At 72.0% G+C, this 25921-nt stretch carries 23 protein-coding genes; 5 read left to right on the top strand and 18 right to left on the bottom strand.

The features are described 5' to 3' along the window. Nucleotides 1-7 precede the first annotated feature (7 nt). Both AC156L_RS08235 and AC156L_RS08230 read right to left on the bottom strand, forming a co-directional pair. Entirely contained in the window at nucleotides 8-1792 is a 1785-nt protein-coding gene (locus AC156L_RS08235) for a sugar phosphate isomerase/epimerase and 4-hydroxyphenylpyruvate domain-containing protein (RefSeq protein ID WP_330873938.1), read from the bottom strand. Beyond that, the gene (locus AC156L_RS08230) at nucleotides 1782-2717 is read right to left on the bottom strand and encodes a shikimate dehydrogenase (protein WP_330873937.1); all 936 of its coding nucleotides are present in this window, start codon (nucleotides 2715-2717) and stop codon (nucleotides 1782-1784) included. The genes AC156L_RS08235 and AC156L_RS08230 overlap by 11 nt, the downstream gene beginning before the upstream one ends. A gap of 119 nt (nucleotides 2718-2836) precedes the next feature. On the opposite strand from AC156L_RS08230, the gene AC156L_RS08225 reads away from it, so the two are divergent. Beyond that, on the top strand, nucleotides 2837-3493 hold the full coding sequence (locus AC156L_RS08225) for a TetR/AcrR family transcriptional regulator (RefSeq protein ID WP_330873936.1): 657 nt from the start codon (nucleotides 2837-2839) through the stop codon (nucleotides 3491-3493). A 106-nt stretch (nucleotides 3494-3599) separates the two neighbouring features. Continuing rightward, a complete protein-coding gene (locus AC156L_RS08220) occupies nucleotides 3600-4955 on the top strand; it encodes an MFS transporter (RefSeq protein ID WP_330873935.1) in 1356 nt (451 codons plus the stop codon). Nucleotides 4956-5175: 220 nt separating this feature from the next. Here the strand turns inward: AC156L_RS08220 and AC156L_RS08215 are convergent, their stop codons facing one another. From AC156L_RS08215 to AC156L_RS08190, 6 genes are all read right to left on the bottom strand, one after another. Continuing rightward, a complete protein-coding gene (locus AC156L_RS08215) occupies nucleotides 5176-5394 on the bottom strand; it encodes a helix-turn-helix domain-containing protein (protein ID WP_330873934.1) in 219 nt (72 codons plus the stop codon). Beyond that, the gene (locus AC156L_RS08210) at nucleotides 5394-5876 is read right to left on the bottom strand and encodes a DUF2975 domain-containing protein (RefSeq protein WP_330873933.1); all 483 of its coding nucleotides are present in this window, start codon (nucleotides 5874-5876) and stop codon (nucleotides 5394-5396) included. Before AC156L_RS08210 ends, AC156L_RS08215 begins: the two co-directional genes overlap by 1 nt. A 60-nt stretch (nucleotides 5877-5936) precedes the next feature. Continuing rightward, the gene (locus AC156L_RS08205) at nucleotides 5937-8339 is read right to left on the bottom strand and encodes a hypothetical protein (protein ID WP_330873932.1); all 2403 of its coding nucleotides are present in this window, start codon (nucleotides 8337-8339) and stop codon (nucleotides 5937-5939) included. Nucleotides 8340-8571: 232 nt separating this feature from the next. After that, nucleotides 8572-9075, bottom strand: coding sequence for a methylated-DNA--[protein]-cysteine S-methyltransferase (locus AC156L_RS08200; RefSeq protein ID WP_330873931.1), 504 nt, complete (start codon nucleotides 9073-9075; stop codon nucleotides 8572-8574). Beyond that, nucleotides 9072-9665, bottom strand: a complete 594-nt coding sequence (locus AC156L_RS08195; RefSeq protein ID WP_330873930.1) for a methylated-DNA--[protein]-cysteine S-methyltransferase — start codon at nucleotides 9663-9665, stop codon at nucleotides 9072-9074. The genes AC156L_RS08200 and AC156L_RS08195 overlap by 4 nt, the downstream gene beginning before the upstream one ends. After that, complete coding sequence (locus AC156L_RS08190) at nucleotides 9662-10144, bottom strand: RNA polymerase sigma factor (RefSeq protein ID WP_330873929.1); 483 nt, start codon at nucleotides 10142-10144, stop codon at nucleotides 9662-9664. Before AC156L_RS08190 ends, AC156L_RS08195 begins: the two co-directional genes overlap by 4 nt. 144 nt (nucleotides 10145-10288) lie before the next feature. Between AC156L_RS08190 and AC156L_RS08185 the strand changes: the two genes are divergently transcribed. Continuing rightward, a complete protein-coding gene (locus AC156L_RS08185) occupies nucleotides 10289-11599 on the top strand; it encodes an MFS transporter (RefSeq protein WP_330873928.1) in 1311 nt (436 codons plus the stop codon). Here AC156L_RS08185 and AC156L_RS08180 read toward each other — a convergent pair. Beyond that, complete coding sequence (locus tag AC156L_RS08180; RefSeq protein WP_330873927.1) at nucleotides 11596-12831, bottom strand: SDR family NAD(P)-dependent oxidoreductase; 1236 nt, start codon at nucleotides 12829-12831, stop codon at nucleotides 11596-11598. The two genes, AC156L_RS08185 and AC156L_RS08180, sit on opposite strands and share 4 nt — an antisense overlap. 195 nt (nucleotides 12832-13026) lie before the next feature. Between AC156L_RS08180 and AC156L_RS08175 the strand changes: the two genes are divergently transcribed. After that, on the top strand, nucleotides 13027-13890 hold the full coding sequence (locus AC156L_RS08175) for an SDR family NAD(P)-dependent oxidoreductase (RefSeq protein ID WP_330873926.1): 864 nt from the start codon (nucleotides 13027-13029) through the stop codon (nucleotides 13888-13890). A 15-nt stretch (nucleotides 13891-13905) separates the two neighbouring features. Here AC156L_RS08175 and AC156L_RS08170 read toward each other — a convergent pair whose 3' ends face one another. Continuing rightward, nucleotides 13906-14112, bottom strand: coding sequence for a hypothetical protein (locus AC156L_RS08170; protein ID WP_330873967.1), 207 nt, complete (start codon nucleotides 14110-14112; stop codon nucleotides 13906-13908). Nucleotides 14113-14225: 113 nt separating this feature from the next. Here AC156L_RS08170 and AC156L_RS08165 point away from each other — a divergent pair, with 113 nt between their 5' ends. Then, complete coding sequence (locus AC156L_RS08165; protein WP_330873925.1) at nucleotides 14226-14630, top strand: DoxX family protein; 405 nt, start codon at nucleotides 14226-14228, stop codon at nucleotides 14628-14630. 52 nt (nucleotides 14631-14682) lie between these two features. On the opposite strand, the gene AC156L_RS08160 is transcribed toward AC156L_RS08165, so the two are convergent. The 8 genes from AC156L_RS08160 to AC156L_RS08125 all read right to left on the bottom strand — a co-directional run bounded on the left by AC156L_RS08160 (nucleotide 14683) and on the right by AC156L_RS08125 (nucleotide 25903). Further along, nucleotides 14683-15225: a hypothetical protein gene (locus AC156L_RS08160; protein WP_330873924.1), complete on the bottom strand. Its 543-nt coding sequence runs from the start codon at nucleotides 15223-15225 to the stop codon at nucleotides 14683-14685. A gap of 46 nt (nucleotides 15226-15271) precedes the next feature. After that, nucleotides 15272-15922, bottom strand: coding sequence for an NAD(P)H-dependent oxidoreductase (locus AC156L_RS08155; RefSeq protein ID WP_330873923.1), 651 nt, complete (start codon nucleotides 15920-15922; stop codon nucleotides 15272-15274). Between the two features lie 201 nt (nucleotides 15923-16123). After that, nucleotides 16124-17098: a hypothetical protein gene (locus tag AC156L_RS08150; protein ID WP_330873922.1), complete on the bottom strand. Its 975-nt coding sequence runs from the start codon at nucleotides 17096-17098 to the stop codon at nucleotides 16124-16126. A gap of 24 nt (nucleotides 17099-17122) precedes the next feature. After that, nucleotides 17123-18652, bottom strand: a complete 1530-nt coding sequence (locus AC156L_RS08145) for an OmpL47-type beta-barrel domain-containing protein (RefSeq protein WP_330873921.1) — start codon at nucleotides 18650-18652, stop codon at nucleotides 17123-17125. 67 nt (nucleotides 18653-18719) lie between these two features. Continuing rightward, nucleotides 18720-22688 carry a ThuA domain-containing protein gene (locus AC156L_RS08140; protein WP_414719786.1) on the bottom strand — a complete coding sequence of 1323 codons (3969 nt, stop codon included), beginning with the start codon at nucleotides 22686-22688 and terminating at the stop codon, nucleotides 18720-18722. Nucleotides 22689-22721: 33 nt separating this feature from the next. Further along, complete coding sequence (locus tag AC156L_RS08135) at nucleotides 22722-23801, bottom strand: multicopper oxidase domain-containing protein (RefSeq protein WP_330873920.1); 1080 nt, start codon at nucleotides 23799-23801, stop codon at nucleotides 22722-22724. 332 nt (nucleotides 23802-24133) lie between these two features. Further along, on the bottom strand, nucleotides 24134-24850 hold the full coding sequence (locus tag AC156L_RS08130; RefSeq protein ID WP_330873919.1) for a hypothetical protein: 717 nt from the start codon (nucleotides 24848-24850) through the stop codon (nucleotides 24134-24136). Nucleotides 24851-24988: 138 nt separating this feature from the next. Continuing rightward, on the bottom strand, nucleotides 24989-25903 hold the full coding sequence (locus AC156L_RS08125) for a phosphorothioated DNA-binding restriction endonuclease (RefSeq protein ID WP_414719785.1): 915 nt from the start codon (nucleotides 25901-25903) through the stop codon (nucleotides 24989-24991). Between the last annotated feature and the right edge of the window lie 18 nt (nucleotides 25904-25921).

The raw sequence follows: 25921 nt of genomic DNA, 5'->3' as shown, positions 1-25921 counted from the left end.
TGTTGTCTCACCGGTCGTGCGCGGCCCTGCGCCGCCTGCGGTGCGCGGCCATGAGGACGGGCGCGTTCACCGCGCCGTAGCCGGAGTACCCGCCGATGCGCTGCACCACCTCGAAGTACACGCGGTCGCCGAGCACCTCCGTGCAGAAGTGCAGGAACTCACCGTGCTCGTCCCGGTCGTAGAGCACCGAGAACTCGCGCAGCGCGGCGAGGAGCCCCGGATCGGGGGCGAACCGGGCGTCGAGGTCGTCGTAGTAGTTGTCGGGGATGTCGAGCAGCGGGGCGCCGAGCCCCCGCATCACGCGCGCGCTGGCGACGGCGTCGGAGGTGGTGAACGCGACGTGCTGCGGCTCGCGGACGTCGGGTCCCCAGCTGCCGCGGCGCACGAGCGTCGAGTCGAGCGCGATGCGGACGCGGTGGCCGCGGTCGACGACGGAGTGCCTGCGCACCAGGCCGAACGGCGCCGCGAACTCGGTCTCGTCGTCCAGGTGCAGGCCGAGGACGGCGCGGTAGAACAGCCCGGCCTGCTCGAAGCGGTCGAACGGCTCGGTGAGGCCGACGTGGTCGGTGCCCAGCACGCCCGCGTCGGCGTGCTCCCCGGCGTCGGGCTGGGTGGTGAAGTCCGCGAGCCAGTCCTGGTCGTCGCGGCAGAAGACCACGGACGTGCCGTCGGGCGCGGCGACCGCGGTCGCGCCGAGCGACGGGGCGAGGAACGACGTGGCGCGCGCCGCCGACGTGGTCGGGTCGGGGCTCGCGACGGCCACGGCGGTGACGGCGGCGTGCCCGCCGTGCGCGGGGTCGCGGTGGTGGAGCACGATCCGCGCGTCGCCCTGCCGCCACAGCTCCACGGGCCGCGACCGGTGCCGCCCGGCGGCGGCGAACCCGAGCCCGGCCAGCGCCGCCCCGACCCGCGCGGCGGCGGTCTCGTCGACGTCGATCTCGGTGTAGGCGTGGCCGCCCAGGACGGGCGCGGCGTCCGGCGGCTCCTGGAGCAGGAGCAGCGACCGCATGGCGTCGACGGCGGCGGCACGGGGGTCGGACTGCCGGAAGACGTCGTTGAACACCTCCAGCGACAGCGGTCCCCGGTACCCGGTGGCGAGCACGTGGTCGACGAACGAGGTCAGGTCGAAGGCGCCCTGGCCGGGGAAGAGCCGGTGGTGGCGGCTCCACTGGAGCACGTCCATCCGCAGCCGCGGCGCGTCGGCCAGCTGGAGGAAGAACACCTTCTCGCCGGGGATGGTCCTGATGGCGACCGGGTCGACCTCCCTGGACAGCACGTGGAAGCTGTCCAGGCACACGCCGAGCGCGGGGTGGTCGGCGGAGCGCACGATCCGCCACGCGCGGTCGTAGGTGTTGACGAACCGGCCCCACGCCAACGCCTCGTAGGCCACGCGCAGGCCGCGCCGCCCGGCGTGCTCGGCGAGGGTGTGGAGCTGTTCGGCGGCGAGGTCGTCGTCGTCCACCGCGTCCGGCGACACCGAGGAGCAGACCAGGACGGTGTCGGCCCCGAGCCGCTCGACCACGTCGAACTTCAGCTCGGCCCGCCGCAGGTTGAGCGCGAGCACGTCGGGCGGCACCGCCTCGAAGTCGCGGAACGGCTGGTAGAGGTCGATGGACAGGCCCAGGTCGGCGCACTCCTGCCGCACCCGCTCCGGCGACCACGGCGAGGCGAGCAGGTCGTTCTCGAACAGCTCCACGCCGTCGAACCCGGCCGCCGCGGCGGCGGCCAGCTTGTCCTCCAGCGTGCCGGACAGGCACACGGTGGCGATCCCGCGCCGTCGGTCAACCGACATCGGACGTCCCCTCCCCCGAGGTGCGGACCAGGTGGTCGAAGTGGCTGAGCATCCGGTCGACGTCGGGTTCCTCGCCGGTGAACAGCCGGAACCCCTGCGCGGCCTGGTAGGCGAACATCCGGCCGCCGTCGAGCACGCGGCAGCCGCGGGCCCGCGCGGTGGTGACCAGCTCGGTGTCGAGCGGCCGGTAGACGACCTCCGCGACCCACAGGTCCCGGCGCAGCAGGTCGGCGGGCAGCGGGAGGCCGGGGTGCTCGGCCATCCCCGTGGGGGTGGCGTGCACGAGGCCGTCGGCGGACCCGATCGCCGCGGCGAGGCCGTCGTCGCCGTGGACGGCCACCGCGCGGCCCGCGCCGAACCCTGTCCGGAGCGACTCCACCAGCGCCGCGCTGCGGTCGCCGTCGAGGTCGGCGACGTGCACGGTGCCCGCTCCGGCCGTGAGCAGCCCGTAGGCCACGGCGGCGCCCGCCCCGCCCGCGCCGAGCAGCACGACGGAGCCGAGGGCCGCTCCCGGCAGGCCGACGGCGAGGCCGCGGGTGAAGCCGGACCAGTCGGTGTTGTGGCCGACGGCCCGGCCGCCCTCGAACACCACCGTGTTCACCGCGCCGAGGGCTTCGGCGTCGGCGGACAGCTCGTCCAGGTGCGGCAGGACGGCCTGCTTGCACGGGTGGGTGATGTTCAGGCCGCGGTAGCCCGCGTCGCGGGTGATCGCCAGGACGTCGCCGACCGCCTCGGGCGCCAGCCCCCAGTCGGCGAGGTCGATCCGCCGGTACCGGTAGCGCACGCCGAGCCTGCGCGCCTCCCCCTCGTGCAGCGCCGGGCTCAGCGACGGCCCGATGCCCGTTCCCACGAGCCCGACCAGCAGCGCGCCGCGCGCCAGGTCGGCGTGTTCGCGGACCGCGTCGGGGAACGAGGTGTGCGACATCGGCGACCTCTCCTCGTAATGTACGAACTGGTGAGTTAGTTGTACCCCAGGACGGGCGGCGCGGGGAAGGGGACACCTAGAGTGGTGGGCGGCAGCACCCGTGGCGAGAGAGGAAGTCCGTGGCAGCACCGCCCTCCGGGGACGCGCCGGCCGTCGACCGCTCCCGCGACGCCGAGCGCACCAAGGCCGAGATCCTCGCCGTCGCCGCGCACGAGTTCGCCGACAAGGGCTACGACGGCGCCAGGGTGGACGAGATCGCCGCCAAGACCAGCACCACCAAGCGGATGATCTACTACTACTTCGGCGGCAAGGAGCAGCTGTTCATCGAGGTCCTGGAACGCTCGTACGCGGTCATCCGCTCCATCGAGCGGGACCTCGACGTCGAGCACCTCGACCCGATCGACGCGCTGCGCAGCCTCGCCGAGCTGACGTTCGACCACCACGAGTCGCACCCGGACTTCGTGCGGCTGGTCAGCATCGAGAACATCCACCGCGCCGAGCACATCGCGCACTCGACCGAGCTGGCCGGGCTGGCGAACCCGGCGCTCGACGTCCTCACCCGCATCCTCGACCGGGGCCGTGCGGCGGGGTACTTCCGCGACGACGTCGACGCGCTCGACGTGCACATGGCGATCAGCGCGTTCTGCGTGTTCCGCATCGCGAACCGGCACACGTTCAACGCCATCTTCGGCCGGGACATGCTGGACCCGGCCCGCCGCGAGCACCACCGCCGCATGGTCGGCGACCTGCTCGTGAGCTACCTGACCTCCCGCTGAGCCCTTGACACGGCACGGCCGAGTCCTCACCATCTCCGCTATTAACTATCTAGTACGTACGTAGCCGGTCCCTGTTCTGCAACGGAGCACCACAGAGGAGCCCAACGTGGCCGCACACCCCGCCGGTCCCACGCCCACACCCGGCAAACCCCGCAAGGCCGCTCTCGCCGCGTGGATCGGGAGCGCGCTGGAGTACTACGACTTCTTCATCTACGGCACAGCGGCGGCGCTGGTCTTCGGCAAGATCTTCTTCCCGACGTCGAGCCCCGCCACCGGAACCCTGCTCGCGCTGGCGACCTTCGGCGTCGGCTACCTCGCCCGACCGGTCGGCGCCGTGGTCCTCGGGCACGTCGGCGACCGCTTCGGCCGCAAGCGCGTGCTGGTGTTCACGCTGCTGCTGATGGGGTTCTCGACGTTCCTCATCGGCTGCCTGCCGACCTACGACGACATCGGCGTGGCCGCGCCGGTGCTGCTGGTCATCACCCGACTGCTCCAGGGGTTGTCCGCCGCGGGCGAGCAGGCGGGCGCGAACTCGATGAGCCTGGAGCACGCCCCGGACGACAGGCGCGCCTACTACACGAGCTTCACGCTCAGCGGCACCCAGGCCGGGCAGATCCTCGCCACCGCCGTGTTCCTGCCGATCGCCGTGCTCCCCCAGGAGGACCTGCTGTCGTGGGGCTGGCGGCTCCCGTTCTGGCTCAGCGCGATCGTGGTCGTCGTCGGCTTCGTGATCCGCCGCAAGCTCGACGAGACACCGGTCTTCGAGCAGGAGATCGCGGGCAGGGCTCCCACCAAGCTGCCGATCACCATCCTGTTCCGCGACCACTGGGCGGACGTGCTGCGGGTGGTCGCGGCGGCCGTCATCGCCTCCGTCAGCACCATCTTCACCGTCTACGCCCTGTCGTACGCGGTCAACTCCGCCGGGCTGGACCGGACGCCGATGCTGTGGGTCGGTGTGCTCGCGAACGTCGTGGCGCTGGCCGCCATCCCGCTGTGGGCGAGGCTCGCCGACCGCGTCGGCCGCAAGCCGGTGTTCATCGGCGGCTCACTCGGCTGCGCCGTCCTGATGTTCGCCTACCTGGGCGCGATCTCCTCCGCCGACTACACGCTCGTCTTCCTCGTCGGCATCCTGCTGTTCGGCGTCGTCTACAGCGCGACGAACGCCGTCTGGCCGTCGTTCTACGGCGAGATGTTCACCGCCGAGGTCAGGCTCTCCGGCATGGCGATCGGCACCCAGATCGGGTTCGCCGTCGCCGGGTTCACGCCCTCCATCGCCGCGGCCATCGCGGGCGACAAGAGCGCGAACTGGGTCGGCGTGGCGGTGTTCACCGCCGTGCTCTGCCTGGTCAACGTGGTGGCCGTGGCCACGGGACGGGAGACCTACCGGACGCCGACCGCCGAACTCGGCGTCCGCGCCCCCTCGGCGCCCGCGGGCGTCGCGTCCCGCGGTGCCGAGGGGTAGCGCGGGACGCCGAGGGGGCGCCGATCCCGGTCCTCGCGTTCTCGGGGATCAGCCTGCCGACGGCGAGCGCGACGCCGCGCGAGATCGTCACCGGTGCGTGAACGCGGGGTCCGGTTCGAGCCGCCCGCGCACGCCGGCTCGGTGACCTGCTCCGGCACCACCCCGTCCACCGGAACCCCGTCGCTCGACCAGGCGCACCCGTGGCCCCGCTCCGGCGGGGTCACGGCCCCGCCTCGTCCGGCACCCAGCGCAGCACCTCCCCCGGCTGGCACTCCAGCACCCGGCAGATCGCGTCGAGCGTGCTGAACCGCACCGCCTTCGCCCGCCCGTTCTTCAGCACGGCGATGTTGGCGACCGTGATGCCGACGGCCTCGGCGAACTCCCCGACGGACATCTTCCGCCGCGCGAGCAGCACGTCGATGTCGACCACGATCGCCATCAGACCACCTCGGCGAGTTCACCCTCGATCGCCGCCGCCTTCCGCAGCAATCCCCGCATCACGACCATCACCAGGACGAACGCGAACTCGACGAACCCGGCCGCGGCCACCTGGAAGAACAGGAAGCTCGCGGGCTCCTCCAGGTCGAGCGTCGAGAGGTGCCCCGCGACGCCGAAGGTCAACGCGGTCGCGGCGACCGCCGCCCAGGTCACCACGTCGACCCACAGGAACGCCCGCCTGGTGAAGATCGCGTCCGCCTCCACCATCGCGAGCAGCATCCACACCGCGACCAGCGCCGCCTGCACGCACGCGACCACCAGGACCGCGAGCACCGTGTAGGGCGTGGCCATCGGCGCGAGTTCCGGCAGCTGCTCGGCCTGGTCGCCCGCCTGCACGGGGATGACGACCAACTGCCCGAAGAGTCCACCGAGGACGCCGAAGAGGATGACGCCCCGCAGCACGAGGATGGCGAAACGGTTCATGCGATCGATTATCGATGGCTTCCTATCGAAAATCAATAGGTAACGGCCACACCCGCCGCTCTACGACGCACTCCGGTCGGACAGGGCGGCGCCCAGCGCGACCCGGAACTCGCCGAGGACGCTCCACGCGAGGGCCGTGTCGATCGCCATGTGCTGACGGGCCGCGGCGAGCGCGACCGCGACACCCCCGGACTCCCCGGCCCCGAGTTCCCTGGCGACCCGCGCGAGCGCCACCCTGCCGAAGTCGCCGCCGAACACCTCGGTGAGCACCTGGCAGAACAGCAGGTAGCACGCCACCTCGGCGCACAGCTCGGCCAGCGGTGTGGGCGGGGTGCTCCGCGACGACCGCCAGACGTCCTCGGCGAGCGGGAGCAGCCGGGCCACGTCCGCGGTCGTCGCGTCCCGCAACGCCCTGATCAGCGATTGCGGCTGGTCCGGGGGGTCGGTGTCCGATCGAGCGGTCCGCCTCGCGGAGTGCGTGAACGCTCGGAGCTTGAGGTCGAGGTCCTGGCGCACCAGTGCCCGCGTCACGTCGGCGAGGAGCAGTTCGCCGGTGTGCCGCTCGTGGAGGTCGTGGAGGGCGATGGCGGTCCGGCCGAGGTCGCGCGGCGATCCCGCGGACATGCAGTGGCACAACCACACGAAGGGTTCCGGGATGCCGAGCGCACGCTGGGCCAGCCAGTCGCGGGACTCGGCGAGGGTGAAGGGCCGAACGTGGACCATCGTCGTGAAGGCGCTGTCGAAGGCGTCGCGAGCGGGGATGCCGCGGCGTTCGAACGCCGTGAGCGCGTCGTCCGACACGGAGACGAGGAACAGGCAGTGGCGGACGCCGAAGACGCCCTTGATCTCGTTGAGGAACCGCTGCGCCTCCTCCGGGTCGGCGATCTTGTCCAGTTCGTCGATCGCCACCACGATCCCGCTCAACTCCCCCATCCCGACGGCGAGCACGTCGACCACGAGGTCGAGGAAGTCCCGCAGGCGACCCACCACCTCGGGGTGGGTCCAGGGCTGCTCCGCCTTCGCCAGCGACCGGGTCCACCCCAGTTCCGACCCGATCGGAGCGCTGACCTTCCCGGACCACCCGGACGTGTGGGTCTGGAGGAACCTGATCGTCCTCAGGTGCTGGCGCGCGACCACCTCCAGGGCCGCGCGAGCGGGTCCGCGCCCGGTGGGCGAACGCTGTCGCGCGACCAACCGCGGGAGGGCGTTGAGCAGCGGCCTCAGCACCACCCACGCCAGTCCCCACGCTCCCCGGAGCGCGAAGAACAGCGCGAGCACCGCCGCGCCACCGCGCAGGTCCCGGTTCTCGACGACCCCCTGGGCGTTGGCCCACAGCTGATCGGTGAACTCGGCGGCCTCCCGGACGAGAGCCGGGACACCGCCGTCCCACCCCCACGCCAGTCCGGCGAACCCGAGTGCCATGAGCAGCCACGCCGCCGCCCAGTGGACCGCCTTCGACACGTCCGCGGCCCGTCGCCGGAACAGGTACCGCCGGTGCAGGCGCGCCCACTCGTGCCGGGTCTCCGAACCGGTGCGGTCGCCGGGGTGCGCGAGGAAGTCGAGCACGGCACGGCAGACGCAGGCGTGCAGGTGGAGCACGAAGTCGCGCGCGTCGTAGCGCACCGGGGCGCTGGTCAGCACCCCCAGCATCGGCGCCGAGTCCGAGTCGGTGAACTCGTTCCCCACCGCCCGCTTGATGATCGTGCTCTTCCCCGCCCCGCGAGCGCCCGCGAGTCCCACCGCCCCCGGCAGCCTGCGGTTGACCTCGCGGGCGCACTCGTCGACCGCCGAGGTCCGCACCAGCGGCCCCTCGCCGGCGGGCAGGGAGAGGCCGTCCGCGTCGCGCAGTTCCAGCACCAGGTCGAACGACGGCGTCGTCTGCGCGCCGAGCCACTTCCGGAGTGCGGGTCGGAGCACCTCGTCGCGCAACTCCTGGCGCTGGTCCCAGCGGTGGGTCGGCACGCGCACCGCCAGCCGCACCAGCACCGCCGCCCACAGCAGCCTGTGCCAGAACTCCACCGGCAAGCCGAACAGCGCGCAGCCGATGGAGCCGGGGAGCACGATCAGCAGCGACAGGACCACCACCGGCGCGGGGAGGTGGGCGCCGAACGACAGGAGCAGGGCGAACCAGCAGGCCGGGACGCCCACCATGGCGATCATGCAGCGCCACTCGGCCGGGGTCGGCTTCCAGACCGGTGGCCACCACCTCGGCTTGGAATTCCGGTGGACGTCGATGTCCTCCTCCAGCCCGGCGACCGACTCGAACGCCCGGCGCGCGCCCGCCATCACGGGGCGCTCCTTGGACACCGCTGCCACGACGTGCGACGGCTTCAACTTCAACCGCCCGATCTCGGTGACGAACTCGTGCTCCCCCACCAACCGCTTGAGGCAGGCCTCGACCTCCCCCAGCACCATGCCGTCCTGGCGCGCCACAAGAGCCTCCTCGGTCAGGTCGGAGGGCATGTTCGCGTGGAACGGATCGTGCGGTGCGCGAAGTCCGCGGGGTTCACCCGGATGGAGCCGACCGGCGCGGAGGCGCACCCGAGAGGCACTCGACCGCGACGGTGCGGTCGCGTGCCTTCGGCTCACACCTGCCGGAACCCGTCACGACACCATCCGGAGTGGGCGATCGGCCGGGCAGGGCCGGGTGGACGGCGAGCAGCACCGCGGCAGGCGGGTGCGACCCCCGCGAGGATCAGAACAGTCGACCTTCGGCCTCGGCGGGCGGCTCCTCCAGGGTCAGCAGGAACCGCTTGCGCTCCAGCCCACCCGCGTACCCGGTCAGGCTCCCGCTCGCCCCGACCACCCGGTGGCACGGCACGACGATGCTGATCGGGTTCCAGCCGTTGGCGTTCCCGACGGCCTGCGCGGAACCGGGTTCGCCGAGTTCCACGGCCAACTGGCCGTAGGTGCGGGTCTCGCCGTGCGGGATCGTGGTGAGCAGCGCCCACACGCGGCGCTCGAACGCGGAGCCGCGCGGCGCGAGGGGGAGGTCGAACTCCGTGCGCTCGCCGTCGAAGTACTCCCCCAGCTGCCGCACCACCTCGTCGAAGCCGTCGTCGGTGCGCGGCCCGAGGTCGGTCAGCCTCGGCGTGCGCCGGTGGCCGTCGAAGTAGAGCCCGACCAGGGCGTCGCCGTCCGCCACGAGCGTCAGGTCGCCGACCGGGGACGCGGTGGTGGTGTGCCGCACGCCGGTCACGCCGCCTCCAGGGTCAGCAGGGTCCGCTTGGCGTCCTCGCCGCCGCGGTAGTTGCCGGACGAGCCGTCCGAGCGCACCACCCGGTGGCACGGGAGGACCAGCGGCAGGGGGTTGGTCGCGCACGCGGTGCCGACGGCGCGCACGGCCTTCGGGCTGCCCGCCGCGGCGGCCACCTCGGCGTAGCTCTCGGTCCGCCCGTAGGGGATCTCGGCGAGGTGCGCGAGCACGGCCCGCCGGAAGCCCTTGGCCAGCCGGAGGTCGAGCGGGACGTCGAACGCGCGGCGCCCTCCGGTGAAGTACTCGTCGAGCTGGCGCGCGACCGGGTCCAGGCGCGCCGGGGCGGCGAGGACGCGCGGGCTGACCGCGTCGGCCAGCGACGCGAGCACGGCGTCCCGGTCCTCGCGCTCGAAGGCGACCCGGACCAGTCCCTCCTCGGTGGCGGCGAGCAGCAGCGCGCCGATCGGCGAGTCGACCGTGCGGTAGGCCACGTCCAGCAGCCCGTCCCGCTCGGCCGCCGCGACGAGGCGGGCCCGCAGGCGGGCGTCCGCGGCCTCGTCGACGACGGGCAGGGTCTCGAAGACGTCCGTCATGCCGGTGCTCCTTCCAGGTAGGTGGCGCGCAGGGCCTTCATCCCGTCGGCGGCGGCGCGGCGGGCGGCGTCGGTCGAGCCGCCCACGATCTCGGCGACCTCCTGGTACGGCAGGCCCACGAGGTGGTGGTAGACGACCGCCGCCCGCTGCTTGTCCGGCAGCTTCGCCAGCGCGTTCCACAGGTCGCCGTCCCAGTCCTCCGGCCTGCCCGACCGGACGGCCGCCTCCGGCGGCTCCTCGACCGGCACCGCGCGGCGGGCTCGCGCCCGTGTGACGTCGACCGCCTTGCGGTGCGCGATCGTGACGAGCCACGCCTCCACGTTCGCGTCCGCGGGCAGGGCCGGGTAGGCCTTCAGCGCGGACAGGAACGTCTCGGACCAGGCGTCCTCCGCGTCCACCGGCCCGACGACGGCGCGGCACACCCGCAGGACCACCGGTCCGTAGGTGTCCACGACCTGTTCGAACGGCCTCACGCTCACCTCTCGTAGACGCTCGGGCTTCCGGGAACGTGAGATCCGATCCCCGACGACTTGATATCGTCCATTGCGGGACACGCTGCCTCGTATCTGGCCTGGCACGGGCCCCCGACCCGAGGCACCACCACCCCGAGGAGACCGCCACCCATGTGCGCCGCGTGCGGAGTCCCCACCCACGTCGCCGAACCGCCCGCGGGGCCGCGCAAGTTCGCCGCCCTGCGCAACCGCGACTGCCGCCCGTACCTGTTCGGCGCGGGCCTGGCGATGATGGCCGACAACATCGAGCACGTCATCACGTACTGGGTGCTGTGGGAGAAGTTCCACTCCCCCGCGCTCAGCGGCTTCCAGGTGATCAGCCACTGGCTCCCGTTCCTGTTCTTCTCGGTCTACTTCGGCTCGCTGGCCGACCGCTTCGACTGCCGCCGGATCATCCAGGCCGCGCAGGTGCTGTTCATGGCCGTGTCGGTCGCGTGGGGCGTGCTGTTCCTCACCGACACGCTCCAGGTCTGGCACGCCTGCGTGCTGCTGGTCCTGCACGGCTGCGCGGGCGCCCTGTGGGGCCCTGGCGAGCAGCTCCTGCTGCACGACTTCGTCGAGCACGACGAGCTGCCCAGCGCCATCCGCCTCAACGCCACGTTCCGCAGCCTCGGCGTCCTGTTCGGACCGGTCGTCGGCTCGGCGCTGCTGCTGCTCCTCGGGCCCACCGCGGGCATCTTCGCCAACGTCGCCTTCTACCTGCCGCTCACGCTCTTCCTGTTCCGCACCAGGTTCACCGGCCACACCCGCAACGAGGGCGTGCCCCGGCCCCGGCTGGGCGTCGTCGACTCGATCCGCGTGTTCCGCGACGTCCGGTCGAACCGGACGCTGGTCAGCATGATCGTGCTGGCGGGGCTCGGCTCGTTCTTCGTGGGCGCCTCGCTCCAGTCGGCCATGCCGATCTTCGCCCACGACCTCGGCACGGGCGGCGCGGGCCTCACCTACGGCGTGCTGCTGTTCGCCAACGGGGTCGGCGGTGTCGTCGGCGGCATCCTGCTGGAGGCCACCGGCCGGATCACACCCAACGTCAAGGCGGCCGTCCTCAGCACCGGGGTCTACGGTCTGAGCAGCCTGTTCTTCGCCTTCACCACCAGCTACCCGGTGGCGCTGCTGATGCTGCTGGTCGGCGGCGTGGCGAACATGGCGTCGATGTCGATCGGCCAGACCGTAGTGCAGCTCCTCGCCCCGCCCGCCGACCGCGGCAGGGTGATCGGCCTGTACGGCATGTCGTCCGGCGGGCTGAGGGCGGGCAGCGGCTTCACCGTGGGCCTCCTCGGGGCCGCGGTCGGCGTGCACTGGTCGCTCGGCCTCAGCGCCCTCGCCCTCTGTCTGGGCACGGCGGCGGCGGGCTTCTACGCCCTGCGCGGCGGCGGCGACCGCGCACCGACCTCCGTCCAGGGCGACCCGGCCGCGGGCGGCTAACCCAGGTCCATCCGCCGCGCGATGGCGAACAGCAGGCCCGGCGCGACCCGGTTGAGCGCGGCCAGCAACCGGGCCTCGCGCGTCGCGGGCACGAAGAACCTGTTGCGGGACACCGCGCGCAGGACCGTGGCGGCGACCTGCTCCGGTGGCGCGGCCCGCTTCCCGGCGATCTGGACCGCCTCGTCGCGCCGCCGCGCCTCCTCGGTCTCGTCGGCGCCCGCGAACCGGGCCGACGCGGCGATGTTCGTGCGGACGAACCCCGGCACGATCGCGGTCACGCCGATGCCGTGCCCGGACAGCTCCGCGCACAGGCTGCGGGCCAGCGTGACGGCACCGGCCTTCGTGGTGGCGTAGGCGGATTGCCCGCGCGTGTGGAAGAAGCTCGCCATCGAGGACGTCACCAGCAGGTGGCCGCCGGACCCGCGCTCCACCAGGTGCGGCACGAACGCGCGGAACGTGTTGATCACGCCCCACAGGTTCACGCCCACCACCCGGCGCCACTCCTGCTCGGTGACGGCCAGGAAGCCGCCGATGACGGCTATGCCCGCGTTGGCCATCACGACGTCCGGCACGCCGTGCTCGGCCACCACCCGCGCCGCCACCTCGTCGACGGCCGCCGAGTCGGAGACGTCGACGCGGTAGGCCGCCGCGGTCACGCCGTGCGCCCGCGCCAGCTCGGCGGTCCCCTCGGCGGCGGCCAGGTCGAGGTCGGCCACCAGCACGTCGGCGCCGTCCGCGGCGTACGCCAGCGCGGTGGCCCGCCCGATGCCGCTGCCGGCTCCGGTGACCAGCACGAGCTTCGCGCCCACCGCGGCCCGCCGCAGCTCGGGGCTCACCGCGTCGCCGTTCACCTCGTCGACGAACTCCCCCACCATCCTGGCGAGGACGGCCGCGTGGCTGCGCGGGACGTCCGCCCCGGCGACGACCGACCGGCGCCACTGGCGGCCCGCGCCGTCGAACGGAGTCGGGAGCACCGCGCGGCGGCGGACGGGCCTGATCCACTGCACCGGCACGTCGGAGGCGGGCCGCCTGCCGGACACGACGGTCAGCGACACCACGTCGCGGGCGCGGGCGGCGACGGCCACCGACCTCCGGCCGTGCGCCACGAGGTGCACCGGACCCCCGGTCGTCGGCGGTTCGGTCACCACGGCCACGTCGTGGCGGTCGCGCAGGCGTTCGGCGACGCCCTCCCAGGAGGAGGGGTCGTCCACGAGCAGCACCAGGCGGCTCACCGGCGTGCCCCCGGAACGGGCGGTTCAGCGGAAATCACCCCGAAAGGCTATGGCCGGAACACCATTTCCCCCGGCCCCTATTCCGCAAGACAGGGGTTCGAAATAGGGGTCGTTTAGGGGTCCCCCTGCCGAGAGGCCCGCCTCTACGCTCCGGGCATTCCCAACTATTCACCACCCAACCGCACCGGAGGGCCGATGAACAACGTCCTGATCACGGGCGGAACCGACGGTATCGGCCGCGCCGTCGCATTGGACAGCCTCCGAAAAGGCCACTCGGTCCTCGTCATCGGCAACACCCCGGAAAAGGGGAACGACTTCCTCGCGCGGGCGGCGGACCTCGGTGCCGCCGACCGCGCGGCGTTCCTGCGCGCCGACCTCCGCCTCGTGGCCGAGAACGGCCGCGTGCTGGACGAGGTGCGGTCCCGGCTCGACCGGCTGGACCGGCTCGTGCTCTGCGCGCAGCACTACCGGACCAGGCCCGTGCGCACCGCCGAGGGCGTGGAGGAGAACTTCGCCCTGTCCTACCTGAGCCGCTTCGTGCTCAGCCACGGCCTGCTCGACCTGCTCCGCGCGAGCGACGACCCGGTCGTGATGAACGTGTGCGGCACGGGCACGCCCATCGGCTCGATCAACTGGGACGACCTGGCCTTCGAGCGGACCAGGGGTGGCTTCAAGGCGTTGATGCAGGCCAGCCGGGCGAGCGACCTGCTGGGCGTCGCGTTCGCGGAGCGCGCGGAGGGCGTGCGGTGCGTGCTCTACAACCCCGACTTCGTGCGGACGAACCTCCAGCGCGGGCTGCCGCAGCCGTGGAAGGCGCTGGCGGTCACGCTCGTCACCGTGCTCGGCACGTCGCTGGAGAAGGGCGTCGTGCCGCTGCTGCACCGGCTGGAGAACCCGCCGCCCGAGCCGCTCAGCGCGTTCCGCGCGCACAAGCGCGTCGACCTGGCCTCGCGCGCGTTCGCCCGGTGCTACGACCCGGCCGACGCGCGGCGGCTGCACCTGGCCACCACCGCGGTCCTGCGCGACCTCGGTCGGGCGGACCTGTCACCCGACCGCTGACCCACGCGGCCGGGCTCACGCGTGGCGCTTGTGGCCGCCGATCCCCTCGTCGTCCGCGCCGTGCCAGAGCGCGTGGTCGTACGGGTCGTCCGGGACGAACACCACGTCCTGCTCGACCGCCCGGCGCGGCGCGGGCGCGGTCCGGTCGCCGTTCTCCAGCACGTCGATCCTGGATTTGAGCAGATCGATCGCGCGCCACATCTCGGTGATTTCCCCGTCCACAACCCACCCTCTTCCCACCGCGAATCAATCGACGTGCCGAAACTAGCGTGACGCTCGTCTCAACCCCAACCCCTAAAGACCCCGGACACCCCCTAGTGAACAAAGGAAGAATCATGGATCGCGCTCGCAACCTGACAATGCTGATCAGCCGCGTGCTCGTCGGAGCGATATTCATCCTGCACGGCCTGATCAAGGCCACCAACCTGGAGGCGAGCATCGACGGGTTCGCCACCTACGGCGTCCCGCTGCCGACCGTGTCGGTGTGGTTCGCCCTCCTGGTGGAGATCATCGGCGGCGTCGCGTTCATCGTCGGCTACGCCACCCCGGTGGTCGGCGTGCTGTTCGCGCTGGTGACCGTCGGCGCGCTGGTGTTCGTGCACGCCGAGAACGGCTTCTTCGCGGGCAAGAACGGCATCGAGTACGTGCTCGTGCTCGCGGTGGTGAGCGTCGGGATCGGCTTCAACCCCGGCACCATCGGCGTGGGCCTGTCGAAGGCGCGCGACTCCGTCCGGTCGTGACGCGCGAACGGGTGGGGCACCGGTCCCCCGGCGCCCCACCCGTTCCCCGCGGTCAGAGGACGAGCGTCCTCGCGACCACCTGCGTGCTGTCCGTCAGGCAGTAGGTGTGCCCGCCGACCCAGTTCGACATCACCACGTACCCCGGCGTGAACGTCAGGAAGCCGGGGCGGTCGGTCGCCAGCGAGCCGACACCGCCGGTGAACGGGATCGGGTTGTCCGCGGGCACCGCCTCCACGTTCGTCAGCCCGGTCACCTCGACCGAGCCGGGTGCCGTGCCCCCGACGCCCACGGTGTGGGTGAGCCGCAGGCCGTTGGCCGGGACGTCGATGTGGGCAGGCCCCAGGTCGAGCAGGGTCATGCTGACGTCCAGGTCGACGACGTCGTGCCGCCGCACCAGCCTCGGCGCCACCACGGACACCTCGAAGCGCACGTCGAAGTTGCCGACGGTGGAGTTCGGGTCGTCACCGCAGGAGTACGGGACGACCGCGGTGCCCGCACCCGTGCTCGGCGCCGCCGACGCGACGGGGGCCGTCCCGACCACCGACGTGAGCGCGAGAGCCGCGAGCAGGTGGGCACCACCACGTGACCAGTTCATGGAACACCTTCCCCAGTGGACGATCCGCCGGGAGAACCGGGACCGGTCATCCGGCGGACGCCGCGGCACGCGCCGCGGCCGCTTCGGCGAACATGTCGGCGGCGTGCACCCGCAGCGACTCCGACACCACTCCCGCCGCTTTCGCCGACAGCACGTCGGCCAACATGTTCAGCTGGATCCGGAGGAGCTTCACCGCGACCGGGTCGGTGATGCGCACGGTCCCGTCCGGCTCGGTCACGAGCACGTCGTGCGCCGCGTTGACGACGACCTCGGGAGCCGGGATCACCGTGTTGCGCAGGTGGACGAACACCTGGGTCGCCTCGGCGAGGGCGCGGAACCCGAAGGCCCGCCCGGTCGTGGCGACCAGGACGACGACGCCCTTGCCGCACAGCGGCGGATCGGCGACCGGCCGCGACGCCCAGTCCAGCGCGTTCTTCACCACGCCCGGCAGCCCGTGCAGGTACTCCGGGGTGGCGAGCACGATCCCGTCGGCGGCGCGGACGGCGTCCCTCAGCCGCGCCACGGCGGGCGGCGCGGGCTCGACGTCGAGGTCCGCGTCGTACAGCGGCAGGTCGCCGAGCCCGTCGAAGACCTCGAACTCCAGCCCCTCCGGGGCCAGCGCGGGCAGTGCGCGCAGCAGCGCGCTGTTGTACGAGCCGTCGCGCAGGGAGCCGGAAATCGCGAGAACGCGGGACACCACGTGCACCTCTCCTCCTGTTCGGAGATCCAGACAACCGCATGCCCGGTGCGCGTGACACCCCTAAAACCGTTGCTGGGGAGGGGAACAGGGGTTGATGAGGGGTTGTCCGGCGCGGACGGCACCACTAAGATAACCGACCGCGGACGAGCCGGAGGCCCGTGCGGGTCACCGCACGGGCCTCCGGTGTCGAGCGGAACCTCACAGCCGGGCGGTGCCCTTCGCGGCGACGGAGGTCCCCACCTGGGCGAGCCGGTCCTCGGCGCGCTGGCGGGCGGTGCCCCTGGTCCGCTCGGTGGCGTCGGCCTTGCCCGCCGACGGGCCGGTCCGGTCGCCGACGATCCCGTTGCGGACCCTGTTGTTGTCCGCCACCTCGGCCACCGGGTTGTTCGCGGTCAGCGTGAGCGAACCGTTGACCACGTTGTCGTCCAGCGTCGTGCGGCCCCCGGTGGTGTTGGAGATAGCGACGTCCCTGGCGAAGTAGCCGCCCGACGCGCAGGAGTCGAGCCCGCCGTTCGGGCCGAGCTGCACGCCGCCGACGTTGCCCGCGAACGTGGCCCTGCCCTGGACCGCGCTGCCGCACACCACGCTGCCGGTGGCGTTGTTGAGCACGGACAGCGTTCCGTCCACGAAGGTCCCGTGCAGGTCGGTGAAGTACGCGCCGTTGGTGCTGACGCCGCCCGTGACCTCGCTGTCGGTCACGGAGACCTCGCCGACGCCCGCGGTGACCGCGCCGTCGACCTTGGACCCCTGCTCGGCGAACAGGAAGCCCTCGACGGTGGCCGAGCCCTTCGGCTGCACCACCACCCCGCCGGTGTCGGTGTTCTTCAGGAAGACGCCGAAGCCGCCCGCCGCCAGGGTGACGGCGCCGTCGATCCGGCTGTCGGTCGCGTCGAGGTAGCCGTTGGCCGCGACGGCGACCGCGCCGTTGACCGTGCCGCCGTTGACCACGAGGTTGCCGCCCGCCGCCACGCGCACGTCACCGGTGATGGTGGTGCCCCGCAGCGAGCACGACTGGCCCTCCGGCACGAACAGGTCGTTCGGGACCGTGACGGCCCCGCCGCTGCCCACGCAGTACGTCACCAGGTCCGCGCTCGCGCTCTGGGCCGTGCACACCACCGAGGCGGTGAGGATGGCGCTCAAGATCGCGAGCGTGGGTGCGGTCCGTGTAGCCATCTGAGTTCTCCCTGCTCTGCGAAGCTACTTGCCGATGTCGGATCGCGAGGCCGCGCGCACGATGACGCCCTGCTGCCTGCGGGTCAGTGCGCTGCTCGCCACGAGGCCGTCGGTGACCTGTTCGACGTGCCGGACGAACGCCCCGTGGTCCGGGTAGTCGCGGTGCTGGTCGACGAGGTCGCTGATGGTGCAGCCGTCGCCGGTGTCGACGTTCGGGACGCCGGTGTCGTCCTGCCCGATGACCACGGTCGGTCGTTCGTCGGAGTCGGGGCAGGCGTCGCCGCCCGCCGCGACGACCGTGAAGGACACCTCCCGCGTCGCGGCCGTGTTGCCCGCCTGGTCGGTGGCCCGGTACCGCACGGTGTGCGCGCCGACCGCGGTCACGGCGACCGGGGCCGAGTACCGCGTCCAGTCGCCGCCGTCGAGCGAGTGCTCGACGAGCGCCACCCCGGACTGGGCGTCCGTCGCGGTGATCGTCACCGTCGCCCTGCCGACGTAGTGACCGCTCGGGTTCGTGGTTCCCGCGAGCGACGCGGACGTCGTCGGGGGCGTGGTGTCGACCGGTGGTGCCGCGACGACGGTGAACCCGACCATCCCCTCCGGCGACACGTTCCCCGCCCGGTCGGTCGCCCGGAAGTGCACCATGTGCGACCCGACCGCCGACACCTCCACCGGCACCGTGTACACCACCCAGGAACCGGAATCCACCTGGTACTCCGTCAACTCCACACCAGACCCGACATCGGACGCCGCCACCGTCACCGTCGCCCTGCCCACGTACGCACCGCTCGCGTCCCTCGTCCCCGACACCTCCCCCGACACCACCGGCGGAGTCGTGTCCGACGGTGGTTCGACGACGCGGAACGACACCGACCCGATCTCGGAGGTGTTGCCCGCGCGGTCGGTCGCCCGGAACCGGACGGCGTGCTCGCCGACCGCGGTGACGCGCACCGGCTCGGTGTAGGGGGTGAAACCGGCGCCGTCGACCTCGTGCTCGACGAGCCCCACGCCGGACCCGGCGTCGGAGGCGTTCACGGTGACCGTCGCGGTGCCGAGGTAGTCGCCCGCGGCGTTCTTCGGACCGGTGACCTCCGCGCCCACCGTCGGCGGGGTCGTGTCGGCGCCGCCCTCGGTGACGGTGAACTCGCCGACCATCGACCCGTGGCCGGGGATCGCGCAGAAGTAGCGGTACTTGCCGGGGGTGAGCGTGATGGTGGCCTCGTGCTTGCCGTTCTGCGTGTCGAACGGGTTGGCCAGCACGTTCAGGTCGACGTCGTGGTTGTAGCCGGGGGTCGAGGTGTCGAAGGTGAGGGTGTGCGGCATGCCCGTGGTGTTGCCGGTGGCCTCGCTGTTCTCCCAGACGATCTTCGTCACGCCCGCCACGGCCGTGGTCGGTGCCGACCTGTACCGCGTGACGTCGTTGTCCGCGGTCCAGGTCAGCACCTGCTCCTGGGCCTGAACGGGTCCGGTGGTCACCGCAGAGGCCGGGACGACGGCGATCAGCGACGCCCCCACCAGGGCGGTCGCCACACCGGCGATCAAACGTCGAAACATGCTGCACCTTTCCCGAGTGCGGTGGCCGGCCGGTGCGCCGCGGGGCGCACCGACCGGCCGTGGACCACTACAGCGACCGCACTCGGATGTTGCGGAAATCGATCACATCGTTGGTGCCGTGGTTCTGGAGCCCGAGGAAGCCCTCGGTGAACTGCCGCAGATCCGTCGGCGGGTCGCCCGCGCGGGAGGACTGCTTGCCCGGCGTGTTGTCGAACTCGTTGATCACCACGCCGTTGCGGATCATCGTGTAGTGCTGGCCGACGACCTTGATCTCGTAGTCGTTCCAGACGGCCTTCGGGGTCGCGCCCGCCTGCGGCAGCTCCCGCGGGTCGAAGTTGTAGACCGACCCGGTCTTCTGCGGCTCACCGGTCTCACCGTCGTAGATCTGGATCTCGTGGCCGCAGAAGATCGCGACCCAGGCCGGCGAGGTCCTGGCCGACCCCGTGGTCCCGCAGCTACCCGGTGGACGCTGGTCGAGCGGGATGCGCGGATCGGGGAACCTCGTGAACACACCGCTGTTGGCGCGGGTGCCCTCCGGTGACACGTCGCGGAACTGCAACCGCACCGAGAAGTCGCCGAACTGCCTACCCGTGAAGTACAGCATCCCCAGTCCGCCCGAGGACCGCAGCGAGCCGTCGGGCTGGATCGAGAACGACCCGCTCGGCGCCTGCACCCAGGGCCGCAGCGACTGCGCCGTGCCGTCGAAGATCGGCTCGTACCCGGTGTTGCCCGGCCTGCCGACGTCCGAGCCCGCCGCGGCGCGGACCACGGCGCCGTTCTCCCGGCCCGTGATCACACCGTCGGCCTGCAACCGGTCGACGACCGCCGTGACGTGGCGGACGAAGGCGCCGTGGTCCGGCCACGCGCTCTCGTCGTCGATCAGGTCGTTGATCGTGCACCCGCCGCCCACGGTCTTGTTGGCGACACCGGAGTCCGAACCGCCCAACCACACCACGTCGCGGTCGTCGGGAACGGCGCAGCCGACGTTCACGGCCACCGGCACCACGCTGGTCTCCCCGTCCGCGTAGGTCACGGTGAGCTTGGCCTGGTAGTTCCCGACCCGTGCGTAGGTGTGGCGCGGGTCGGCCTCGGTCGACGACGTGCCGTCGCCGAAGTCCCAGCGGTGGGAGGCACCGCCGGACCGGGAGCCGGTGAAGCCGATGGTGAGCGGCTTGTTCTGCACCTCGACCGACGTCGCGGCGGGCGCGGGTGTCTTCGCCCCGCCCTGGTAGGTGATCCGGATCAGCTTCTGGTTCGGGTGCAGGGTGAAGAAGCCCCCGCCGTAGTCGAGCAGGTAGAGCGCGCCGTCCTTGCCGAACTTCGCGTCCATCCAGCTCTGCAACCTGTCGTTGCCGTTGCCGCTGGGGATGATCGAGCGCAGCGACTCGGCGAACACCGGCGGGGCCGCGGTCGGGACGCCCGCCGGGTCGACGGTCACGGCGATCCGGTTGGCGGCGTTGGCCTGGTCACCGATGAACCACTTGTCGTCCCAGTACTCCGGCCAGGCGACACCGCTGCCGGTGTCCACCAGCTCCCGGTGGTAGGTGGGACCCGACATGACCGCCTGGCCGCCACCGCGCAGGTACGGCTGCGTGTAGGTCGCGTCGGCCGCCTTGTACGTCGGGATGCCGCTGCCGTCGGGGCGTTCCGGGAACACCGGGCCGCCACCGTCCGGCGAGTACCAGATCATGTTGTCCTTGACCGGCGGCAGGTCGACCAGACCGGTGTTGCGCGGCGACTCGTTCTTCGGGGCGTCGCAGTCGTACCAGCCGGTCAGCTTCGTGGCGTCGGTGGTGCTCCGGTCGCGGTAGGGCTGCCTGTTGCCCATGCAGTAGGGCCAGCCGTGGTTGCCCGCCTCGGTGATGATCGTGGCGGTCTCGTACTTGGCGGGCCCCAGGTCCGCGCTCGGCGCGGACGCGTCCGGGCCGACCCAGGCGGCGGTCAGCCACTGGGTGGTCGGGTCGATCTGGAGGCGCGAGATGTTGCGCACGCCCATCACGTAGATCTCCGCGCGGGTCTTCTCCGTGCCCGGCGGGAACAGGTTGCCCTGCGGGATCGTGTACGTGCCGTCCGGCTCCGGGTGGATCCGGATGATCTTGCCGTTCAGGTCGTTGGTGTTCCCCGCCGTGCGACGGGCGTCCTGGAAGGACAGTCCCTGCCAGTCGGCCGTCCAGTTGTTGCCGGAGTAGCCCGAGGAGCCCTGGGAGGAGTTGCTGTCGCCGGACCCGACGTACAGGTTGCCCTTGGCGTCGAAGGCCATGCCGCCGCCCGCGTGGCAGCAGCTGTGCTGCTGGACCTCCCACTGGAGCAGGTCCTTGCGGGTGGCGAGGTCGATCGTCTGCGCGGTCCGGTCGTAGGTGAGCCGGGAAACGGTCCGCTTGCCGGTCCGCTTCTCGCGGTCGACGGTGTCCTGCGGCATCCAGTAGACGTAGAGCCAGCCGTTCTCGGCGAACTTCGGGTCGGGCACGATGCCGAGCAGGCCCTCCTCGTTCTTGACCAGTTCCGAACCGCTGCCCCGGTTGCCCATCACGGGCAGGGTCGCCAGCAGCGACACCGTCCTGGTCTCGGGCTTGAACTGGTGGATCGTGCCGCAGCCGAGGCCCACCTTCGGGTCGGCCCAGTCGACGACCGGACCGGTCGGGCAGGCGCCCTTGCCGACGTAGAAGATCGTGCCGTCCGGGGCGACGGTCAGGCCGTGCGGCTCACCGATCTGGTCGAGCTGCCCGGTCTGGTTGGCCGCGGTCAGCCGCTCGACCTTGTAGTTCGAGGCGATGGTGGCCTGGCAGTCGCCGCGCACCACGCCGGTCGTCCACTGGAGGGCTCCGGTCAGGTGCTCGCGGAACGCGTCCTCGCGGTAGCTGTCCTCGGTGTGGCCCATGCCGGTGTAGAAGGACCGCCCGCCCTCGTAGTCGCGGCACCAGGAGATCGGGTGGAACGGCCCGTTGGCCCCCTGGCCGGGGTCGTAGTGGCGTTCCTCGACCTGGGCGACGGTGTGCACCGTCCCGATCGGGTTCGGTTCCCAGTTGTACCAGCGGTCGGAGCGCGTGATGGTGAGCGGCAGGTCCTTGGTGGCCGGGTGCTGCCGGTCCAGGACGTTCACCACGGACTGGCGCACCTCCGGGATCGGCGGCGGACCGCCCCCCGCGAACAGCCGCAGGTCGGCGAGCTGCACCAGCGGCTCACCGGAGTTGGCCGTGATGTTGAGCCGGTAGTGCTGGAACGACCGCGGCTCCGCGATGGTGAACGTCTTGGCCTGCAAGCGTTCCGGGAACGTCTGGCCGGTCCGGCGGTCCAGGTCGGTCCAGGTCGTGCCGTCCGCGGAGCCCTGGAGCGTCCAGTCCTTCGGGTCGCGGCCCTGGGTGTCGTTGGCCGACGTGAGGGAGTAGCTCGCCACCTCGGCGGCGGCGCGCAGCCGGTAGGCCACCCAGCCCGTCGGGGTCCGGGTGAGCCACTTGGTGGCCGGGTTGCCGTCGGTCAGCTTCTCCTTGGTCTCGTTCGGCGCGTTCTCGCCGCTCGCCGTCACCGACTCCACGATCGGGTCGGGGCCGACGGGGCGGGTGCCGATCAGACCGGTGAACCAGCTCGACTGGTCCTGCGCCTTGGCCGCGTCGGCCACGCCGAGGAACCCGCCACCCGCCTTCATGTAGTCCCGCAGCACGGCTTCCTGGTCGGCGTCGAGGGCAGCGCCCTGCGCCGACAGGAACACCACACCGCGGTACCGGGCGAGGTTGTCGGCGGTGAACGCGGCGGGGTCGGACGACTGGTCCACCCCGATGCCGTTCGCCGCGCCGATCTCCCTGATCGTCTCGACCGCCCGGCCGACCGGGTCGAGCTGGTCTGCGGCGGCGCCGTGGAAGACCAGGACGGACACCGACGTCGCGGCGGCCACGGCGTCGGGCACCGGTGACGGCTCGGCACGGCCGGCGGACGCGGGGGTCAGCGATCCACCGATCAGGGCCACCACGGCGGTGATCGTCAGCAGTGCGTTCCTACCCGTTCTCCGGCGAGATCCGCGCGGAGAGGTCGTTGGCCCCATCCCTCACTCCTTTGCCGTGGCCGGGCCACGAGGTCATCCTGATGGCGGGTGTTGGTGCTGCCCCTGCGCGTCGGCCGGGACCTGCGTCGGCACCGGCTCGGGAGTCGCCGTGGCCGCGGTGCCGTGGGCGTGCCCGCGGAAGCGGTCGATCGCCTCCTGCGCGCCGGGCGGCATGCTGCCGTCGGCCGCGCGCACGAGGAAGATCCCGGACATCCCGGTCTCCGAGTGGGTCTGCACGTGGCAGTGGTACATCCACGCGCCGGGTCCGACGCCCTCGCCCGCGAGGACCTGGAACCCGAACGAGCCGCCGGGGTTGAGGTCCTTGTTGTCGATCACCTGGCTGGGGTCGGTCGGGCCCTCGAGCATCCCGGTGCGGTTGTCGGCCCACCGGTGCGCGTGCAGGTGGAAGGTGTGGAACTGGTTGCCGTGGCCGATCGCGATCCACTCCACCCGCTGGCCGAGGTTCGCCTCGAAGATCGGCGTGTTCGGCGCGACCTGGTTGTTGATGGACATCTCGTTGAACACGACGGTGAACTGCTCGTCCGGCAGGATGTCGCCGCGACGGCGCACCACCAGCGCGCCGTACAGGCCCCTGGCGATGCCCAGGGTGCCGTGGTCGGTGCCCATGGCGTGGTCGTGGTAATGCCAGTAGCCGGCACTGCCCGGCATCCACCGGCGCCCCGACGCGAGGAACATCTCGCGCGAGCGCCAAATGTAGGTCCGGGTTTCTCCCGGATTGTTGAATGAGGCGTTGAGCGGGCTTCCGTCGGAGTCGACGCTGTAGTCCACTCCATGGGGGTGGATCGACATTCGCCGGTCGGTGTTGTTGACGAGGGTGATTTCGAGCGTGTCGCCCTCGTAGATCTCCAGGATCGGTCCGGGGATTGTCGCCTTGCCCGGTTCGAGACCATAGCCGTACAGGTTGCCGGGCAGTGCTTCCGCGTACATGGTGATCTTCCGGACCGTGCCCGTCCGCGCGCTCGCGGAATCGCTGGGCGCCGCGGCGCCCAGCGTCAGGGCCACCGGTGTGGCCAGGGCCGCCGTGCCGGTGGCCAGCACCGCTCGGCGGGAGACCAGGGTGGTGAACCAACCGGGCCGGGAGCGTTCGTCCATCGTTCTCCATCCGGGTCGACTGGAATCGGTTCAGAACGGAACTCCACGTCCGCGAACCGGGACGACTGCATGAGGGCACGGTGAACCGCAATTGCCTGTATAAGCATTTCCGCTCTCGTGGAACCGTCCTCGGGACAGTTGTCCACGTTGTTCAGCCGCGCTTCCGCGCGGTGGGACTTTGTTCTTCTTCCGCCTCTACCATTGGCAACTTATGCATGTTTTCGACGAAAGTGAAGGGCCAAGTGGCCCAATGGACCGGACAGCCTTTGTCATAACGCTGAGCGTCCGGCCGCGGAGCGGGTTCACATTTCGGGTGGACGGCACCGCTCCGGTCACCGGGCGGTGAAGTCGATGCTCACCTTCGCGCCGGTGCCCCGGTCCTGGGCCGTCACCGTGTAGGTGCCGGGGTGGTGGATGCCGTCGTGGCCGGGGGCGTCGCCGAACCACTCGAAGTCGACCCGCGCGTAGCCCGAGGCGTCCGCCTGCGCGCCACCGCTGTACACCAGGTTGCAGGGACCGCTGGACAGCCTGGGGCAGACGCCGCCGGACGCGGCCGGGTCCGCGATCTCGACGTCGACGAACGTGTCGACGCCGCCGTCCGAGGTCTCGATCAGGATGGTCCTCGGGGTCCCCGCGGCGAACTCGCCGGGGCTCAGGGAGAGCTGGAAGTTCTTGACGGCGTCGGTGGTCGTGGTGGTCGCCGGTGGGGCTCCGGGATCGGCGGCGGGCTGCTGCCGGGCGGGAGGCCTTCCCTCGGTCGTGCCGTCCACGGGCGCCGGTCCCCCGGTCGAGGTCGGGCCGGGGTCGGAGCCGGACGGCTGCGGCGCGCCCGCGTCGGGGGTGCCCGCGCCGGACGTGCCCGCGGTGGCCGGGGGCGGCGCCACCGAGGACGTCCCCCGCGAGTCGAACAGGTCGGGGAGGTCCTTGCCGGTGAGGAAGCCGACCAGGCCCGTCACGTCGGCCAGGAAGCCCAGTGCCGCGAGCACCACGGCCACGACCGCCGTCCTGCGCACCGCCCTGGCCGCGGCGGACGGATCACCCTCACCCACGGCGGCTCCCCGATCTTCGACGGGCCAGGACCGGGAGCCGCACGCCGCGGCGTGCGGGTCCACCTCGCGCCGCGCGCTCCACCCGGCGACCCTATGTCATCCCCCACCGGAAGGAGCCGGGTTTCCGCTCGGCTCGCCTCAGGTGGTCAGCGCCGGGCCCTTGAACACCTGCTCGGAGTGCCAGTCGACGTGCACGGCCGCGGGCGGGGTGGTGCCGGGCCTCGGTCGCAGCGGCCGACCGTGCAGGTCGTAGACGACCTTCCCGGCAGGGGTTCGGCTGGTGTACCTGGCCGACACCGCGATCCGCAGGTCGTCGGCGAGACCGAGGACGCCGCGGTCGAACAGCTTGTGGTGCAGGGAGCACAGCGCCAGACCGTTGTCCGGCTCGTCGGGCCCGCCGAAGGTGAACCACCGCACGTGGGCGGCCTCCACACCGACCACCGCCGCACCGAGCTGCCCGTCGAAACCGCAGAAGGCGCACTGCCGGTCCCACGCCTCCAGGACGGCGGCGGGCCAGGACCCGCTGCGGTGGCGCCGGAGCGGTTCCCGGCCCGCCGCGCCGAGGACCACGTCGGGGTCCAGACCGACCGCGGCCAGCACGTCCGGCGCGACGGTCGGCGGGAACTCGGCCTCGACAAGGAGCCTCGCCGCCGAGGCGGCGAGGTCCGCGTTCCGCAGGGCTTCCTCCAGCAGCGGTTCCAACCGGCCGACGACCGCGCCCGCCGCGAGCGGACGCACCCGGTCCATCGGCACGTCCCGGTCCAGCGTCCAGATCCCGTCCGACCGCAGCCGGGTGAACGGGTACGCCGCGCTCTGCGCCGGCTGCGTGGAGGACGGCGGCCCGTAGTCCCGGATCAGGTCGGCCAGCTTCTCGACGGCGGTCGCCCAGGGCACCTCGCTCGTCCCCGTGGCCGACAGCCGCCCCAGGGCGAGCAGCACCAGCAGCGGCTTGTGCGGCGACCTCGTCCCACCGGCGCGGTGCGACCGCAGCGAGGACAGCCGAGCCAGCACCTCGTCCTGGGACACCACGCGCTCCGCCACGCCGTGAATCATGACCGATCGCCCGGCACG

Source organism: Umezawaea sp., from assembly GCF_057122925.1.
The sequence above is the reverse complement of the archived record's forward strand: the minus strand, read 5'-3'. Positions and strand labels throughout refer to the sequence as shown.

Bases quoted from the DNA above. Each gene is read 5' to 3' on its own strand.
- AC156L_RS08145 (WP_330873921.1), bottom strand. From the start codon at position 18,652: ATGTTTCGACGTTTGATCGCCGGTGTGGCGACCGCCCTGGTGGGGGCG.
- AC156L_RS08235 (WP_330873938.1), bottom strand. From the start codon at position 1,792: ATGTCGGTTGACCGACGGCGCGGGATCGCCACCGTGTGCCTGTCCGGC.
- AC156L_RS08165 (WP_330873925.1), top strand. From the start codon at position 14,226: ATGGATCGCGCTCGCAACCTGACAATGCTGATCAGCCGCGTGCTCGTC.
- AC156L_RS08230 (WP_330873937.1), bottom strand. From the start codon at position 2,717: ATGTCGCACACCTCGTTCCCCGACGCGGTCCGCGAACACGCCGACCTG.
- AC156L_RS08125 (WP_414719785.1), bottom strand. From the start codon at position 25,903: ATGATTCACGGCGTGGCGGAGCGCGTGGTGTCCCAGGACGAGGTGCTG.
- AC156L_RS08210 (WP_330873933.1), bottom strand. From the start codon at position 5,876: ATGAACCGTTTCGCCATCCTCGTGCTGCGGGGCGTCATCCTCTTCGGC.
- AC156L_RS08195 (WP_330873930.1), bottom strand. From the start codon at position 9,665: ATGACGGACGTCTTCGAGACCCTGCCCGTCGTCGACGAGGCCGCGGAC.
- AC156L_RS08160 (WP_330873924.1), bottom strand. From the start codon at position 15,225: ATGAACTGGTCACGTGGTGGTGCCCACCTGCTCGCGGCTCTCGCGCTC.
- AC156L_RS08175 (WP_330873926.1), top strand. From the start codon at position 13,027: ATGAACAACGTCCTGATCACGGGCGGAACCGACGGTATCGGCCGCGCC.
- AC156L_RS08140 (WP_414719786.1), bottom strand. From the start codon at position 22,688: ATGGGGCCAACGACCTCTCCGCGCGGATCTCGCCGGAGAACGGGTAGG.
- AC156L_RS08150 (WP_330873922.1), bottom strand. From the start codon at position 17,098: ATGGCTACACGGACCGCACCCACGCTCGCGATCTTGAGCGCCATCCTC.
- AC156L_RS08205 (WP_330873932.1), bottom strand. From the start codon at position 8,339: ATGCCCTCCGACCTGACCGAGGAGGCTCTTGTGGCGCGCCAGGACGGC.
- AC156L_RS08215 (WP_330873934.1), bottom strand. From the start codon at position 5,394: ATGGCGATCGTGGTCGACATCGACGTGCTGCTCGCGCGGCGGAAGATG.
- AC156L_RS08135 (WP_330873920.1), bottom strand. From the start codon at position 23,801: ATGGACGAACGCTCCCGGCCCGGTTGGTTCACCACCCTGGTCTCCCGC.
- AC156L_RS08185 (WP_330873928.1), top strand. From the start codon at position 10,289: ATGTGCGCCGCGTGCGGAGTCCCCACCCACGTCGCCGAACCGCCCGCG.